This window comes from Lysinibacillus sp. NPDC056232, from assembly GCF_042267565.1.
In the GTDB taxonomy this organism is placed as follows: domain Bacteria; phylum Bacillota; class Bacilli; order Bacillales_A; family Planococcaceae; genus Lysinibacillus.
The window spans coordinates 210,199-225,098 of sequence record NZ_JBHJTF010000001.1; the positions used below are offsets into that span (position 1 = coordinate 210,199).

Annotated in this window: 15 protein-coding genes; 11 read left to right on the forward strand and 4 right to left on the reverse strand. The window is 35.4% G+C overall.

The window, feature by feature from the left end:
- Positions 1–134: 134 nt before the first annotated feature.
- Together ACFCYJ_RS01030 and glnA are read left to right on the forward strand one after the other, a co-directional pair.
- Positions 135–509, forward strand: coding sequence for a MerR family transcriptional regulator (locus tag ACFCYJ_RS01030; protein ID WP_370042727.1), 375 nt, complete (start codon positions 135–137; stop codon positions 507–509).
- Between the two features lie 83 nt (positions 510–592).
- Complete coding sequence (glnA, locus tag ACFCYJ_RS01035; protein ID WP_370075106.1) at positions 593–1,927, forward strand: type I glutamate--ammonia ligase; 1,335 nt, start codon at positions 593–595, stop codon at positions 1,925–1,927.
- 143 nt (positions 1,928–2,070) lie between these two features.
- On the opposite strand, the gene ACFCYJ_RS01040 is transcribed toward glnA, so the two are convergent.
- Positions 2,071–2,481 carry a CotD family spore coat protein gene (locus tag ACFCYJ_RS01040; protein WP_376069504.1) on the reverse strand — a complete coding sequence of 137 codons (411 nt, stop codon included), beginning with the start codon at positions 2,479–2,481 and terminating at the stop codon, positions 2,071–2,073.
- A 599-nt stretch (positions 2,482–3,080) separates the two neighbouring features.
- Here ACFCYJ_RS01040 and ACFCYJ_RS01045 point away from each other — a divergent pair.
- Positions 3,081–4,436, forward strand: a complete 1,356-nt coding sequence (locus tag ACFCYJ_RS01045; protein WP_376070010.1) for a YjiH family protein — start codon at positions 3,081–3,083, stop codon at positions 4,434–4,436.
- Between the two features lie 180 nt (positions 4,437–4,616).
- Positions 4,617–5,174, forward strand: coding sequence for a hypothetical protein (locus tag ACFCYJ_RS01050; RefSeq protein WP_376069507.1), 558 nt, complete (start codon positions 4,617–4,619; stop codon positions 5,172–5,174).
- Positions 5,175–5,250: 76 nt separating this feature from the next.
- Here the strand turns inward: ACFCYJ_RS01050 and ACFCYJ_RS01055 are convergent, their stop codons facing one another.
- From ACFCYJ_RS01055 to ACFCYJ_RS01065, 3 genes are all read right to left on the reverse strand, one after another.
- Positions 5,251–5,766, reverse strand: a complete 516-nt coding sequence (locus ACFCYJ_RS01055; protein WP_376069510.1) for a hypothetical protein — start codon at positions 5,764–5,766, stop codon at positions 5,251–5,253.
- A 179-nt stretch (positions 5,767–5,945) separates the two neighbouring features.
- Positions 5,946–6,812 (reverse strand): ABC transporter ATP-binding protein, encoded by an 867-nt coding sequence (locus ACFCYJ_RS01060; protein WP_376069513.1) that lies wholly within the window; start codon positions 6,810–6,812, stop codon positions 5,946–5,948.
- A gap of 3 nt (positions 6,813–6,815) precedes the next feature.
- Positions 6,816–7,175 carry a GntR family transcriptional regulator gene (locus ACFCYJ_RS01065; RefSeq protein WP_376069516.1) on the reverse strand — a complete coding sequence of 120 codons (360 nt, stop codon included), beginning with the start codon at positions 7,173–7,175 and terminating at the stop codon, positions 6,816–6,818.
- Positions 7,176–7,452: 277 nt separating this feature from the next.
- Here ACFCYJ_RS01065 and queF point away from each other — a divergent pair, with 277 nt between their 5' ends.
- The 7 genes from queF (at position 7,453) to ACFCYJ_RS01100 (ending at position 14,820) form a co-directional block, all read left to right on the forward strand.
- A complete protein-coding gene (gene queF / locus ACFCYJ_RS01070) occupies positions 7,453–7,953 on the forward strand; it encodes a preQ(1) synthase (RefSeq protein ID WP_376069519.1) in 501 nt (166 codons plus the stop codon).
- Positions 7,953–8,588, forward strand: coding sequence for a queuosine precursor transporter (locus ACFCYJ_RS01075; RefSeq protein ID WP_376069522.1), 636 nt, complete (start codon positions 7,953–7,955; stop codon positions 8,586–8,588). The genes queF and ACFCYJ_RS01075 overlap by 1 nt, the downstream gene beginning before the upstream one ends.
- 1,002 nt (positions 8,589–9,590) lie before the next feature.
- Positions 9,591–9,842, forward strand: coding sequence for a phage holin (locus ACFCYJ_RS01080; protein ID WP_370075099.1), 252 nt, complete (start codon positions 9,591–9,593; stop codon positions 9,840–9,842).
- Positions 9,843–9,936: 94 nt separating this feature from the next.
- Positions 9,937–12,042: a DUF2339 domain-containing protein gene (locus ACFCYJ_RS01085; RefSeq protein ID WP_376069525.1), complete on the forward strand. Its 2,106-nt coding sequence runs from the start codon at positions 9,937–9,939 to the stop codon at positions 12,040–12,042.
- A gap of 331 nt (positions 12,043–12,373) precedes the next feature.
- Complete coding sequence (locus ACFCYJ_RS01090; RefSeq protein WP_376069527.1) at positions 12,374–12,823, forward strand: type IV pilus modification PilV family protein; 450 nt, start codon at positions 12,374–12,376, stop codon at positions 12,821–12,823.
- A gap of 17 nt (positions 12,824–12,840) precedes the next feature.
- Positions 12,841–13,287 carry a type II secretion system protein gene (locus ACFCYJ_RS01095; RefSeq protein WP_376069530.1) on the forward strand — a complete coding sequence of 149 codons (447 nt, stop codon included), beginning with the start codon at positions 12,841–12,843 and terminating at the stop codon, positions 13,285–13,287.
- A complete protein-coding gene (locus tag ACFCYJ_RS01100) occupies positions 13,288–14,820 on the forward strand; it encodes a pilus assembly PilX N-terminal domain-containing protein (protein WP_376069532.1) in 1,533 nt (510 codons plus the stop codon).
- Positions 14,821–14,900: the final 80 nt, after the last annotated feature.

Genomic DNA, 14,900 nt, shown 5'->3' on the forward strand with positions numbered 1-14,900 from the left:
GATATTAAGTTTAGTTTTTTACAATTTTTCATCATTTCAAAAAAATATTTTAATGCATGTTAGGAAACCTTACATGAACGGTTGACAGTGTAAATTTTTCGTTATATTATTAGCAGGTATTGGAGGGGACTTAAATGAGTCGTGAAATTAGACGAACTATGCCGTTATTATCTATGAATATCGTAATGCAATTGACAGAGCTTTCGGCACGTCAGATTCGTTATTATGAAGAACACCATTTAATTGAGCCGCACCGAACAGAAGGCAACCGTCGAATGTTTTCATTAAATGACGTCGATACACTGCTGGAAATTAAAGATTATTTGGATCAGGGTATGAACATGGCGAAAATTAAAAAGCTGTTCGCTAAAAAGAATGAACCTGTTTCAACAGATGAACGTGATTTAAGTGACTCAGAATTACGTCACATCATGCGTGAAGAAGTGCGTCAAGCGCAGCGCATGCAAAAATCATCCATCCGACGTGGGGATTTATCTCGATTCTATTAATAAAAAGCAACATCATTCATTTCTTTATTAATAGAGTAGAGTAATGATAAAAAGCTAGACAATTTATAGGAGTGTGGAAAACTGTGGGTAAATACACTAAAGAAGACATTAAACGTCTAATCGAAGAAAAAAACGTAAGCTTTATACGTCTACAATTTACAGATATTCTTGGCACAATCAAAAACGTTGAGATTCCTGTAAGCCAACTAGACAAAGCACTAGAAAACAAAATGATGTTTGATGGCTCATCCATTGAAGGCTTCGTACGTATCGAAGAATCAGATATGTATTTATATCCTGATCTAGATTCTTTCGTAGTGTTCCCTTGGACTTCTGAAAAAGGGAAAGTAGCACGTTTCATCTGTGATGTATACACTGCTAAAGGCGAGCCATTTGCTGGTGACCCACGAAACAACTTAAAACGTATCCTTAAGAAAATGGAAGATATGGGATTCTCAAGCTTCAATTTAGGACCTGAGCCAGAATTCTTCTTATTTAAATTAGATGCAAAAGGTGAACCGACATTAGAAGTGAACGACCACGGTGGTTACTTCGACTTAGCACCAACTGATCTTGGCGAAAACTGCCGTCGTGATATCGTATTAGAGCTAGAAGAAATGGGCTTTGAAATTGAAGCGTCTCACCATGAGGTAGCTCCTGGACAACATGAAATCGACTTCAAATATGCAAACGCAATCACAGCTTGTGACAATATTCAAACGTTCAAATTAGTTGTTAAAACAATTGCACGTAAACACGGTCTACATGCTACATTCATGCCGAAGCCATTATTCGGAGAAGCGGGTTCTGGTATGCACTTTAATGTTTCGTTATTTAAAGGTAAAGAGAATGCATTCTACGATGAATCTACTGAATTAGGCCTTTCTGAAACAGCAATGCAATTCATGGCAGGTGTGCTTGGCCACGTTCAAGGCTTCACAGCTGTGACAAATCCAACAGTTAACTCTTATAAACGTCTTGTACCAGGTTATGAAGCGCCATGTTATGTAGCATGGTCAGCTCAAAACCGTTCACCACTTATCCGTATCCCATCAGCACGTGGTCTTTCAACTCGTGTAGAAGTACGCTCTGTGGACCCATCTGCTAATCCGTATTTAGCGATGGCTGTTATTTTAGAAGCTGGTCTTGAAGGGATCCGTCGAAACTTAACACCACCAGCTGCTATTAATCGAAACATCTACGTGATGTCTGATGAAGAGCGTAAAGCGAATGGTATCGCAAACTTACCACCAGCACTTGATGATGCTTTAGCATTACTTGCTAAAGATGAAGTAGCTCAAGCAGCTTTAGGTGAGCATATTTATGCAAACTTTAAAGAAGCAAAAGAAATCGAGTTCGACATGTATCGTACAACAGTACACCAATGGGAACGCGATCAATATTTAAAAATGTATTAAAATATTAACCGAGTACCTAGTAAAGGTGCTCGGTTTTTCTTATGAAATGAGCGTAAATAGTAAATGATAGAAATAGGCATTTTCATAAGAGAGTGCTATTGAAAAATATGCGATGAGGTATTTTTAACCTCATCGCATATTTATTAATAGCCCATATGATGATGACCCATATGATGATGACCCATATGATGATGGTCCATGTGATGGTGATGATGTCCCATATGGTGGTGGTGATGATGCGGCATATGGCAAGGTTCAGGTGGCATTTCACAAAGTGTATGAGTTTCGCAACATTCATTCACTACAGACTCGGTGCATGGGAAATGATACTGATGATCAATCATATGTTTATTAACTGTTGTTACATGTGCTGGCTGTATATGTGGTACAACTGTATGGATGTAGTTAGTGCGTACAAAATCCTCTGGTGGACAACAATGTGGTGGCTCAAATTGAGTTGGACATGTAATCGGTGGACAACAATGTGGACCTTTTGCATGATGATGGTGATGCATATGTTGCATATGATGCATATGATGCATACGTCTATCCATGGTAAAACCTCCTGTTTTGATAAGTTGTGGTTCATAATTAACATATGAGATGAAAGACAGTATGGTCTATTTGTATGCCTATTAAGGGCTGGTTAAATCTCTTAGGCAATTAAAATAGGTATGATTAATGGAGAGTTTCGCCAAATTTCAACTTCTTTTAGACTTCAGCTACTGTAAAATTGAGCTTTGTTGAAAAGCAATAGTGCTAAGAAGAAATGCAGATATTATTAGCAGAGAAGAAGAATAATATTAAAATTTAGATTGAATAAAAATGCATTTTGTTGTAGAATTAACCGATGTATTGTAGGTTTACGATATTTTTTAAGTTCATAAAAATGAATGATAGTGATTATTCTATAAGACTTAATGCATAAAAATTTTGCATTGCGGATGTTAATTATAAAAAGTAGTGTTTGGGCATTCCTTTATTACTTTTTAAAGGAATGTTTTTTTATTTTATCCTTCATGAACTGCTCGTAAATGCCAGATTGATGAATGAAACACATTATACAGATATACATTTCTTGGTGGTTTCACAGTACCTAACAAGCTTGATGTATAAAACTTCGAAAAAACCTAAAGAAATGAGGCTTTAAATGATGAAAAAATATCCTACTTCTTCATACTTTTTCTTCATAATTCCGTCTATTATTGGTGTCCTATTATTTATGACACCAGTCTTAACGGAAGATGGATGGAAAATTCCAATAGCTATTTTAGCAAATTTATTAGCAGGTTTTGTTGCGCCTATTATTAGTTACTTAACTATAATTATATTTGCGATTTCGGCAATTGGTTCACTCGTTGTCAAGTTTATTCCTCGAAATCATGCAAAAGAGCCTAGTATTTTAGATGCGTTATTTTATGTAAATTGGTTTTGGACAATAATAAGAGTTATCGGTTTAGTATTTGCTTCAATGGTTGTCTTTGATTTTGGTCCATCAGCGATAAATAATGAAAATACGGGTGGATTATTGATGAATCCAGACGGTGGTTTAGTAACATTTTTATTTACGATTTTCTTATTTGCAGGCCTACTATTACCGTTTTTAACAAACTTCGGCTTGCTTGAATTTTTTGGAACGATGATGGTGAAAATCATGCGTCCTCTCTTTAAAAGCCCAGGTCGTTCATCGGTTGATGCACTTACTTCGTGGGTTGGTGATGGAACAATTGGTGTTCTGATGACGAGTAAGCAATATGAAATGGGGAACTATACGAAAAAAGAGTCAGCCATTATTGCAACGAGCTTCTCTGTAGTATCTATCACATTCTGTATCGTAGTATTAGATACAGTGCATTTGTCACGCTATTTTATTCCATATTACTTAACGGTTGTACTTTGCGGTCTTGTATTAGCGATCGTTATGCCGCGAATTTTTCCGCTTGCTAACAAAGAAGATACTTATATCGACGGTACACCAGTAGATTTATCACGTGAAGAGTTACCAGAAGGCTATAATTCTGTGTCTCATGGCTTAGAAAATGCTTTAGCCGTTGCGCACGCCAATCGTGACCCACGCCAATTTTTGAAAGATGGAACTAGAAATGTCTTGGATTTATGGGTTGGTGTAGCACCGATTGTTATGGCATTTGGTACGGTTGCTCTAATGCTTGCTGAATTCACCAATATTTTTGCATTTTTAGGAAAGCCGTTTGAACCTATTTTAACAGTACTTGGTTTACCAGAAGCAGCTGAGGCAGCACAAACGATGGTTGTTGGCTTTGCTGACATGTTCTTACCTTCAATTTTAGGAGCAGGAATTGAGGCTGACTCTACTCGATTTGTGATTGCTGTCGTTTCTGTGACACAACTTATTTATATGTCTGAAGTTGGCGGCCTTATTTTAGGTACAAAAATTCCACTGAAATTTTTAGATCTAGTTGTTATTTTCTTAATACGTACGATTATTTCACTACCAATCGCAGCATTAGTTGCACATATACTCTTTTAGACTAAAAAGGCAATTGTTCGAATTTTACTAACGCGAACAATTGCTTTTTTCTATAGTAAAGTGCGCGCGAAAAAGGAGAATATCTACAAAAAGAATAAATAACAGTGAACAAAATACAACTTGCACATAAATTCATGGAGTTGGGAAAAACTACGTTTAAAGTGATACCGAGGTGACAAAATGGACAAAATTTTTTCTCTCTGCTTAAGTTCCTGTTATTTGTTATTTTCTCAACCAAGTGATGCCTATATCAATGATTCGCTCAGTCCTTATGAAGAAGTTTATCCTGAGATAGGCTATAAAACGGTTGAAGCAGCTGCCTCCGATTTTGAACGGCACTTTCATCAAGGACTAAAGCTACCACTTCGAGTACCTCCTATTAGTTTTACACATCATTTTGGTCGGTTTAATGATCTTGATGGTGACACGAACGATTTTTTTGAAGTTACATTTATTAATCATCAGCTTCCAGAGCATCATTATAAAATCACAGTTCGGCCTATTGAGTTTAAGTTACCTTCTAAAAGGGAAAATATAGTAAAGACATTTAAGTTGAAAAATGGAACGACTTCAATCTATATGGAAATTTCAGGTTTCAATGTACTTACTTTTGAAAGAGAAGATTGGCAATATATGCTATGGGTTGATAAAAGGGTTTCAAATAAGGTGACACCTGAAGTGTTAGTTGACATTGCCAATTCCATTGACTATACAACGCAAGAGGATGAACGGGGTTAATATAAAAAATGCCAAGACCTTTAATGTGGGCTTGGCATCATTTTCTTTTTGAAAGCATTCCGAAAAGCCTCTAGAATTATGCTGCATTGACAGAAGCATTTCGAATCGCCATTGTTATGATAGAGTAGAGTAATGCACTAAAAACTAATAAACCACTTAATAGAGTAATGCTAGATATATTTGATAGTAGGTCAAACAAAGGAGAATACCACTTGAAAATGATTGTAACAATCGGAATTAAGCCGAGTAACCCTATAAAACTGTAACCGCCAATAGTTCCTAATCGATAAAAGACAACATTCAATAAAAGGCCTGAGATTAGGAGGAACAGCAGTAATGCAGTGTCCAATGCCATCATTTGTAAAAAAGAAGGGGAATGGTCAAATAAAAAAATAGGATGGAGAGTGTAAATATCTTTTACATTTAATAGATTAGAAAAGTAAGCAGCTATTTTATGTGTACAAGTAATAATAAAAGCGCCTGTTAAACTCCATAAAATGAAAAATATTCCTATGTTGAACGTATATTGCATTCGACTTAAACCAAGCTTTAGAAAATAAGGTAACGTTATATTTAGTAACTTTGTTGCCATTATACAGTAGAAAAAATAAACAGGGAAAGAAATCGAGAAAGCGAAATAATAATTATCTAGTTTAAAAAAGGCATTTATGAAAAAGGTAAATCCAATAATGAAAAATAAATTGCACCAAAAAATTATATTTCTTTTTTTATAGCTTTGAAAAAGTACATAAAAACTACCTTTTACAGTGTTCATTTAGTTGACCTCGCTTTCTGCTGTTTACTCAAATACACTAACAGATCTTGTAGTGAAACACGTTCAGTGCTAATTTTTTCCCCATCGATGCATCGACCATTGGAGTAGATAATGGCTGTTTTTTCATTCATAAATGTATGTTTGTAAATAACCTCTAGACCATTAATTGCTTGCTCAACATCAGAAGAACTACCTTTTACTGCAACAATATGCTCATGCCATTCCTCCGCTGTTTTCTGAAGCAGTAATTGTCCTTCGTGTAAAATAAGTATTTCTTCAAATAGCTCACTTGCCTCATCAATTAAATGTGTAGATAAAATAAAAAGTCTTGGATTTTCAGTTTGTTGTTCAATCAATAAATCATAAAAAGTATTTCGGCCAGCTACATCAAGTCCGATATAAGGTTCATCAAAGATTGTAATCCCTGCGTTACTCGCAAAACCTGTAATAATGCCTAACGCAGACACCATTCCTTTTGATAAACTGCGAACCTTATCTTTTGGATTTAGAGCAAAAACTTCTAGTAGCTCCATTGCTAGATTCCCATCCCATTTTGGATAAAAGTAGCTATTCGCCTTTAACGTTTGTGCAATAGTCATTTCCTCTTGGAAATTTCCACTCTCTGCAACAAAACAAATATCACGTAGAGTTAAAGGTACATTGAAAACATTTTCTCCGTTGACAGAGATGTTCCCATTAGTTGAAGCAATAAGCCCTGATAATAAATTTAAGAATGTTGTTTTACCAGCGCCGTTATGGCCCAAAAATCCAATAATTTTAGGTCCTTCAATTGTAAAAGAGATATTTTTTAAAGCTTCCTTATGTTTATATGATTTACTAACATTTTTCACTTCAATTTTCATAGGTTAACTCCTTTGAAACATATTTTGTAATTCTTCATCCGAAATACCTAATCTTATTGCTTCTTTTTTCAATGGCTCAATATGTTGCTTGAAAAAATTTTCCTTACGCTCCGCAATTAATATCTCACGAGCGTCAGTACTAACAAACATGCCGACGCCGCGTTTTTTATAAATTACGCCTTTGTCCACTAATTCATTCACGCCCTTTCCGGCTGTTGCAGGATTAATTTGATATTCCTTTGCAAATTCATTTGTGGATGGAATGCGATCTTCGGCTTGTAGGTGTCCATCTAAAATTCCATCTTCTATTCGTTCGCGAATTTGTTGGAAAATGGGCTTTTCATTGTTTAAAGAGTGAATCACAATCCACCTCCTTGTGTTGATTGGTTAATTACTTGTGTAACTAACTATATGACGTTAGGATATTTTTGTCAATCCCATATTATGAAAAAATTAGTTGACTGAATGCATTCTTTAAGTTAATATAACTAGCGAATAAGAAAGAGGTTCATAGCGCATACCCTCTATAAAAAACTATGGATGACGTCATCTACGCCATATCCCAAAAATGCGGATATGGCGATTTTTTTTATTAGGATTCACGCATAATGAACTTCTCACAACTTGAGGAGGCATTTTAATGGCAGGAAGAAATGAAGAACAAGGCTTACAGGATTTAACACTCCTTGGCAACCAAAATACAAAGTATTTATTTGAATACTCACCGGAAATACTTGAAGCGGTCGATAATTTGCATACGAAAAACGATTTTTTTGTGAAATTTAATTGTCCGGAATTCACGAGTCTATGTCCGATGACAGGGCAACCTGACTTTGCGACAATGTATATATCTTTTATTCCAGATGAAAAGCTAGTCGAGAGTAAATCATTAAAGCTCTATTTATTTAGCTTCCGTAACCATGGGGACTTTCATGAAGATTGTGTTAACATCATCATGAATGATTTAATTAAACTGATCGAGCCTCGTTATATTGAAGTGTGGGGCAAGTTTACGCCGCGTGGTGGCTTGTCCATTGATCCTTGGTGTAACTATGGTCGCCCGGGTACAAAATATGAAAAAATGGCGGAGCATCGTTTGATGAATCACGATATGTATCCGGAAAAGGTAGATAATCGCTGATGCTTTACTATTTAAATGGATTGTTTGTAGGCTTTTTAATTTTAGCTAATGTTTTAGCTGTTAAAGTGTTTAGTATAGGCGAATGGATGATGCTTCCGGCCGCGGCGATTTTAATCATTTTCACGTATCCGCTTATTGATGTAATTTGCGAGGTATATGGTAAGGAAGCGGGTAGTCGCACGGTCAGAACAGGGCTTATTGCACAAGTGTTTGCAGCATGCTTCATCGCTATTGCCATTGAACTACCTCCTGCACAGGCCTTTGTTCATCAGCAGGAGTTTGAGACAATTCTCGGCGGCAGTATGCGTGTCATTATTGCAAGTCTTGTAGCCTATTCGGTCAGCGTTAATTTGGATGTAGTCATATTTAGTAAATTTAAAGAAAAGCATGGTAGCGGAAAGCTTTGGCTTCGAAACAATGCGTCTACGATGCTAAGCCAACTCATCGATACGGCATTATTTATATCGATAGCCTTTTATGGAATAATGCCAATTAAGGTGTTACTGACATTATTTATTACACAGTATATATTTAAATTTTTGGCGTCCATTGCTGCAACACCACTTGTTTATGGGTTAGTTTTCGTTGCGCGAAAATTTGATAAACGTAAAGGCTTAGAGCCATCTCATTACTGAGATGGCTCTAAGTGATGAAAAACAAAAATGGGGATATTAGAAATGTTGTGGGCTACTTCACTTTGCTTTAGCAATAAACAATGCCACTGATACTCCACGTTATTGTATTATAAGAATACTTTGAATATTTATCGGAACAAAATCTTATTTTATCGGAATATTTTCTCGTTTTATCGGAACAATTTCAGTTTTTAGATTCCTTGGGGATTAGTCACAGATGAGACCCTGGAGCGAAGCGGCTCATCTGATGCCCCCTGAAGTTTATTTCATTAACATAATAGATTTTCAACATCAAAAAGCCATCTCAGTACTGAGATGGCTTTTTGATAAGGTAAAAACGAAATGATTTTTATAATAGAAATAGTGTAAGAACTTGAAGAAAGGTTGAAAGTATTTGTGCTGTATATGGGACTATATATTCTTGAACAAGTCAATGAATCAAAAATATCCCGAATGAATATTGACTTACTAAATTAATGATTTTGGCTTCAGAAAGTTATTGAAATAATAAGCGGCATCATGTCTAAATCGTCTAGATGTGATTTTGGTGTCTCCTAAATAAAACTGAATGTTAATTTTATTGTAGAGAACGAAAATCTTGTTCGTTTACTATTTATCGGCTGGCTTCCTTACTTTGTAATGCATATTTAATCGTTGAATATTGTCAATGGGTTGTCGCAAATAGTATTAATCGCGCTCAAAACATTCTACTCATACACCATTTCAATCCCCCATATTCATACATGTTTGAAGGTATCCATCAACAAGATGCACCCTAACTTTTTTATGAGTAAAGCCTTCGTAGTAAAATAAAATTGATATATAGGTTTGGTTATTTTATTAATAACTTGATGGGAGAGATGCGCATAATTCTTCTACGGGAGTTAATGGAACTCTCTTAAAAAAATCCCTCTTATTCCACGTTTATAGCTCCATTTTTGCATATGTGCCACGTTACGGCGATGCATATACTATGGATGAGAAGGGGGGAGGTGAGCGGTTATGAGAATTAACTGGATGATCCGTTTTCAGCATAAACCATTTTTACTTGCGCTATTTTCGTTGATTTTATTACTCGCACAACAAGTAGCAGCTATTTTTGGCTACGATTTAACGAGTGCAATGAGTGATCAGGCAATGACCATCTTAAATATCGTATTATCAATTTTCGTTTTATTAGGAGTTGTTGTAGATCCAACAACGCGGGGAACCAGTGATAGTCAACGTGCTTTAATGTATCGAAGACCTAGATAAACAAGGGAGTAAAAATAAATCAAAAGTGTAATTTTACATTTTGGATAATTGTGTTACAATGATAAAAAATTGATAAAGTAGGGAGGATGATTGAATGTCGCTTGAAATGGAGCAGAGGATTGCCAAGCTCGAGCAGGAAATGAAGGATTTACGGCATGAATTAGATGGCTTAAAGCGTCAGCAACCTGTTGAAAAAACAAGTGCCATGAGTGCCAAGAAATCCATGGTTGATCAATTTGCACCAAAACCAGCGCAAAACCTTAAGCCAAATTCAAACTTGGAACCAAAGCCAAAAATAATGACAAATCCAGAAAAAAAGGTGCAGCCACAGCGAACATTGGAAGAGCATATTATGTGGGCACTGCCAAAATTATTTATGGTCATTTTAGTGATGGGGGTGCTTTGGGGTCTTAAGCTCGTGAGTGATTATGGCTATTTATCAGACATGGTTAAAATTATCCTCGCCTACGCATTATCGCTTGCCCTAGCAGCGATAGCTTATGTGTTGGAGCGTAAAAAAATAGGATCATCAGCCATAACAATTTCTTTATACGGTGGGGCGTTTATTGTTGGAATATTAACAACAGCCGCAAGTGCGATATTGTATGAAATCCTAGGTTTAACGATGGCACTTGTTATTGCCGTTGTTTATATCGGCTACGGTATTGTTATTAGCTATGTAAAGAAAAACGAAGTACTAACAATATTTGTAGCGTTTACTTCATTATTACTACCATATTTACTGGAATATATGGAATTTAGTCCTGTTATTATCTTAATCTATGTGGTTGTACTATTTATGATGCTACAATTTGTCATTCATCAACACAAGCAGAAATTGGCACTTTATATAGCAACCTTTTTCTCGGTGCTAGCTGTCAGTATTATAGCGTTTATGAACCACGACAATCGAGTTGTTTTTGCCATAGGTTTCCTTGTTGTTCTAACTATTTTTTACACGAGTTGGTGCCGTTTATATAATGCAGAGTCTAAATTGAAATATATTCATGTCGGACTCCAATTCAGTCTAGGAGCCTTTAGTTTATTGCTCTTGAACTTTATTATTAGACCAATTGAATATAGCGAAGCACTTTTACTCATAGTAGTCAGCTTGTTTGCGGCTTTAGCGGGTTATGGCTATAAGCAAAAATGGCAGGAGGCATTTGATAGTGCCGTAACACTCGCATTTATTACACTATGTAATACGCTACTAGTTATGAATTTACCAGGGGGAGTAGATCAATTGCTCATCCCGTTCATCACCTTTGCAGGCGTTATGATGAGTTTACGATTAAGAGCAAGTATGATGAAGGTTGTCGGCTCATTTTCATTTACAATTACACTCGCTTTAAGCTTTATTATTCATGAGCCGACACCATTCTTCAGCATAGATCACGTTAGCTTGATCATGCCGGGAATATATCTCCTGATTATTTATGTATATGCGAGACGTCCAAAAGAGACACTGACATCCTTTGAAAAGTTTATGAAGGAAATGTTTATGGTTGATATTGTAGCAGTTATTACGGCTGGTTATTTCTTATCCTATATCGGAAAGCTGGATGGAATTTACTTTGCAGGTGCTGGTAATATCCCACATCTAACGTATATGATCCTCGCTTTACTTTTCACGGGATCACTTTTAGTACCAACAAAATACAAAGGGCGTGCATTAACGCCAGTCCTTGGTGGATTTTTCGTTCTCTTCACCGTAATGCTTGAAATTATTCCGTACAATATGCAAGGTGTCGAGTGGCTAAATATAGTAACAAGAATCGTGTATATTGCTGTAATCGTAGCAATTATGATTGATTTATTGATGAAGGGGCGCATTTATCAAATCTATCAAGAGCAAATAGAGAAACTTTTGGACCTGATTGTAAGTGCTGGCGTTGTGCTGACGATGATATCCATTTGGGGCCTCATATACCAACTTTCCTATAATATGTTGCTTGATTGGAAACTAAGCATTGCTTTTTCAACGATTACATTATTCCTGACAGCCAGTATTTCACTATGGCTTAGCACGGTGCGTAACTTACGAACATTACGCCTAACAGGTTTTGTTATCTTAGTGATAGCGTTTATTAAGCTTATATTCTTTGATTTATCAGCTCTAGACTTATTAATACGAGCTGTCCTGTTTATTTCGATAGGTGGGATTGGGATGTTGTTGTCGGGTAGGTTGTTACGGAGATAAATAATATAAATCTAAAGTATAGTATTTCAATAAAACAACATTAAAGCCGTTTACCTTTATTTTTGGTAAACGGCTTTTTATATTTTATGGTAACTTAAACGTAGTTCGCTTTACATCTTTTAGGGATGGGAAAATTTAAAAATAAATACAAATTCAAGGGGAGAAGCGGTATTGTAAATGCTGTTTACATATGAAATAGTATAATTAGCACAGAAAAGAATCGATGAATGGGGAATTATAGTTGCTATAAGTACTATTGTTTTAGTTTTTAAGACTAATATATTTTTTAACTTACTTACTAAAAAGTATGATCAGCATAAGGAGGGAGAAAATGCAACGTAAAAACAGAAAATTATTTAACAGTCAAGGGGGGTTCTCTTTAATTGAGGTTGTTGCTTCTTTAGTAATCATAACTATCATCTTATTATCCTTTTTCGGCTTACTCATTCAATCGAATAAAACAGGGAAAAGCTCTGAACAAATTATTGATGCTACCTATTTAGCGCAAAAGGAAATGGAGAAAATGTATAACTACTTTAAATCCACCACAATCGAAACTTGGGAATCTAATTTTCCGTACCTAGCTGAAAAGGATGAAGTGAATTCAATCGGTAATATCACTCAGTATAAAGTGACACCCTCTAATGCTAAAAATAAGGAAATCATAATAGTGAATGCTGAAAATATGTCGCATGATAATACCATTAGGATTACTATTGAAGTTTATGATTCAAGAGAGGAGATATTAAAAGCGAAAGTGCAAAATATCTTTAGTTTATAAGAAAAGAGGTGATTCGTATGTCTAAATTTCATAATGAGAGAGGCGTAACCTTACTAGAAGTTTTGGCTGTTACTGTAATAGCTACGCTCGTATCTCTTGTTGTTATGTCTATCTTAATGAACAGTAAGACTACAAGTGATAAACAAATGGAATCGACTATTCAATTATCTGACACAACCTATATTTTGAAAGTCGTTACTAAAGATACACGTAAATCTACGGAAATTCATAAAAAAGCTCTAGATGAGTATACAGAATATACATTAATAAGTAATCAAAATAATCAAAAATATACTTATGTCTATCACGAAAAGGATCGGACGATTACGAGAAATGATGAAATGATTGCAGCAAATGTGCTTGGTTTTAACATTGAAGATAAACGGAGTCATGTAATTATTGGTATTACAACGCCAAATAGTAAGCCTTTTTCATCAACTATATATTTTAGGGGAGGCAGCTAGATGTTTAAGAATTTAAAACAAGAAAATGGCTATTCGTTACTTTTAGTAATTTTGACAATCGCTTTTATCTCAGTTCTTGGAATTACGCTTTTAACACTTACTGCTAATTCATTAAAGACGTCTGCTAATGAGCGAGATGACCAATCTGTATTTTACATTGCAGAAGGTGGGTTAAACAGTACGAAAAGTAAAGTAGAACAATTAGTTAAAATTACATACGATGAAAACAGAAAAAAATTCAATAAGCTACCTCTTTATAAAAGAAAACCGGAAAGATTTAAGTTAGATTTTATAGATGCATTTGAAAGTAGCTTAGAAAAAATCTTTGAAAAGAATCAATCAGCATATAATGATACAGTGACTTTTGATGAACAATTTAATGAAAACCCTATTGCAAATGTAAAAGTTATACAAGAAAACACAGAGCCGTTGCAATATAAAATAACGTCCGTTGGTACTATTGGAAAGAAAACGAGAACCGTAGCACAGACAATTACAATCGATTTAGGAAGCGGAACGGGTTCTGGTTTTTCGAATTCCGCTGCTATCCACGCTATAAAAGACATCGAACTTGGAGGCGGTAAACTTAATGGGGATGTTGTTTCTGACAGTGGAAAAATTAGTATTACACAAGATAGTACTAAAATTACTGGTAAGATTGGAACAACTCCAGATAAGTTTTCAAAGCTGGACTGGATGAATGTTACGAATGAGATTATAGGGAATATTGCATTTCCAAAGGATGTATTACCACCTTTCCCGGATAATGAATTTACTAGTTTAAGCACAAAACCATATACAAATTCAGTACAAGTTATCATCGATGGAAAGCAAACTCAACTCTCGCTAGAAAATCATTCAATTAAGATTGATGGTGGAGGAAATGGACACATAAATGGGTATCAAAAATTTAGTGGTACTCTCCCGCTTACTCAAGATATGTACTTGAAAACGCTTACGGTTTCTTCGGACAGGAAGTTAACTATAGATGTAGGTAATTCAGACAAAAATTTATATATAGATAACTTTGACTTCTTTCAAGGGCATTTAAATATTACGGGAAGTGGTAGATTAACTTTGTATATTAAGAATGCTTTTAATTTAAAGGGAAGTTCGAGTATGAATAATACAGGAGACATAGGGCGGTTAAGTGTATATTATACAGGTACTTCGTTAATGGATTTTACTGGTGATACAAAAACAAAAGGCTCCATATATGCTAAGTCGGCCGATATAAACATAAATGGTTCTGGTAGCGTGCAAGGGAATCTGTATGCAGGTGGATCAAATATCACTGTAGAAGGAGGAGCGTATAATCACGGCTTATATATTTATGCACCCGACGCAAAAGTCACAATGAAAGGATCAGGAGAAGTTATAGGAGGAATAATGGCTTATACAGTAAATACCAGTGGAGGTTCAACTGTTACTTACAAACAAAAAATGATTGAAGATACAATATCAAATGGTGGTTTAGTATTTGAAGAAAATGATAATTTAACAATTTCTAATAGTATGCTTGAAGTAGAATAAATATCACGGAGCATGAAGAGGCGTTTAGAATCCGATATTCTGACTTGTATACAAGAGTATACGTGATTGGGGAACTAAGT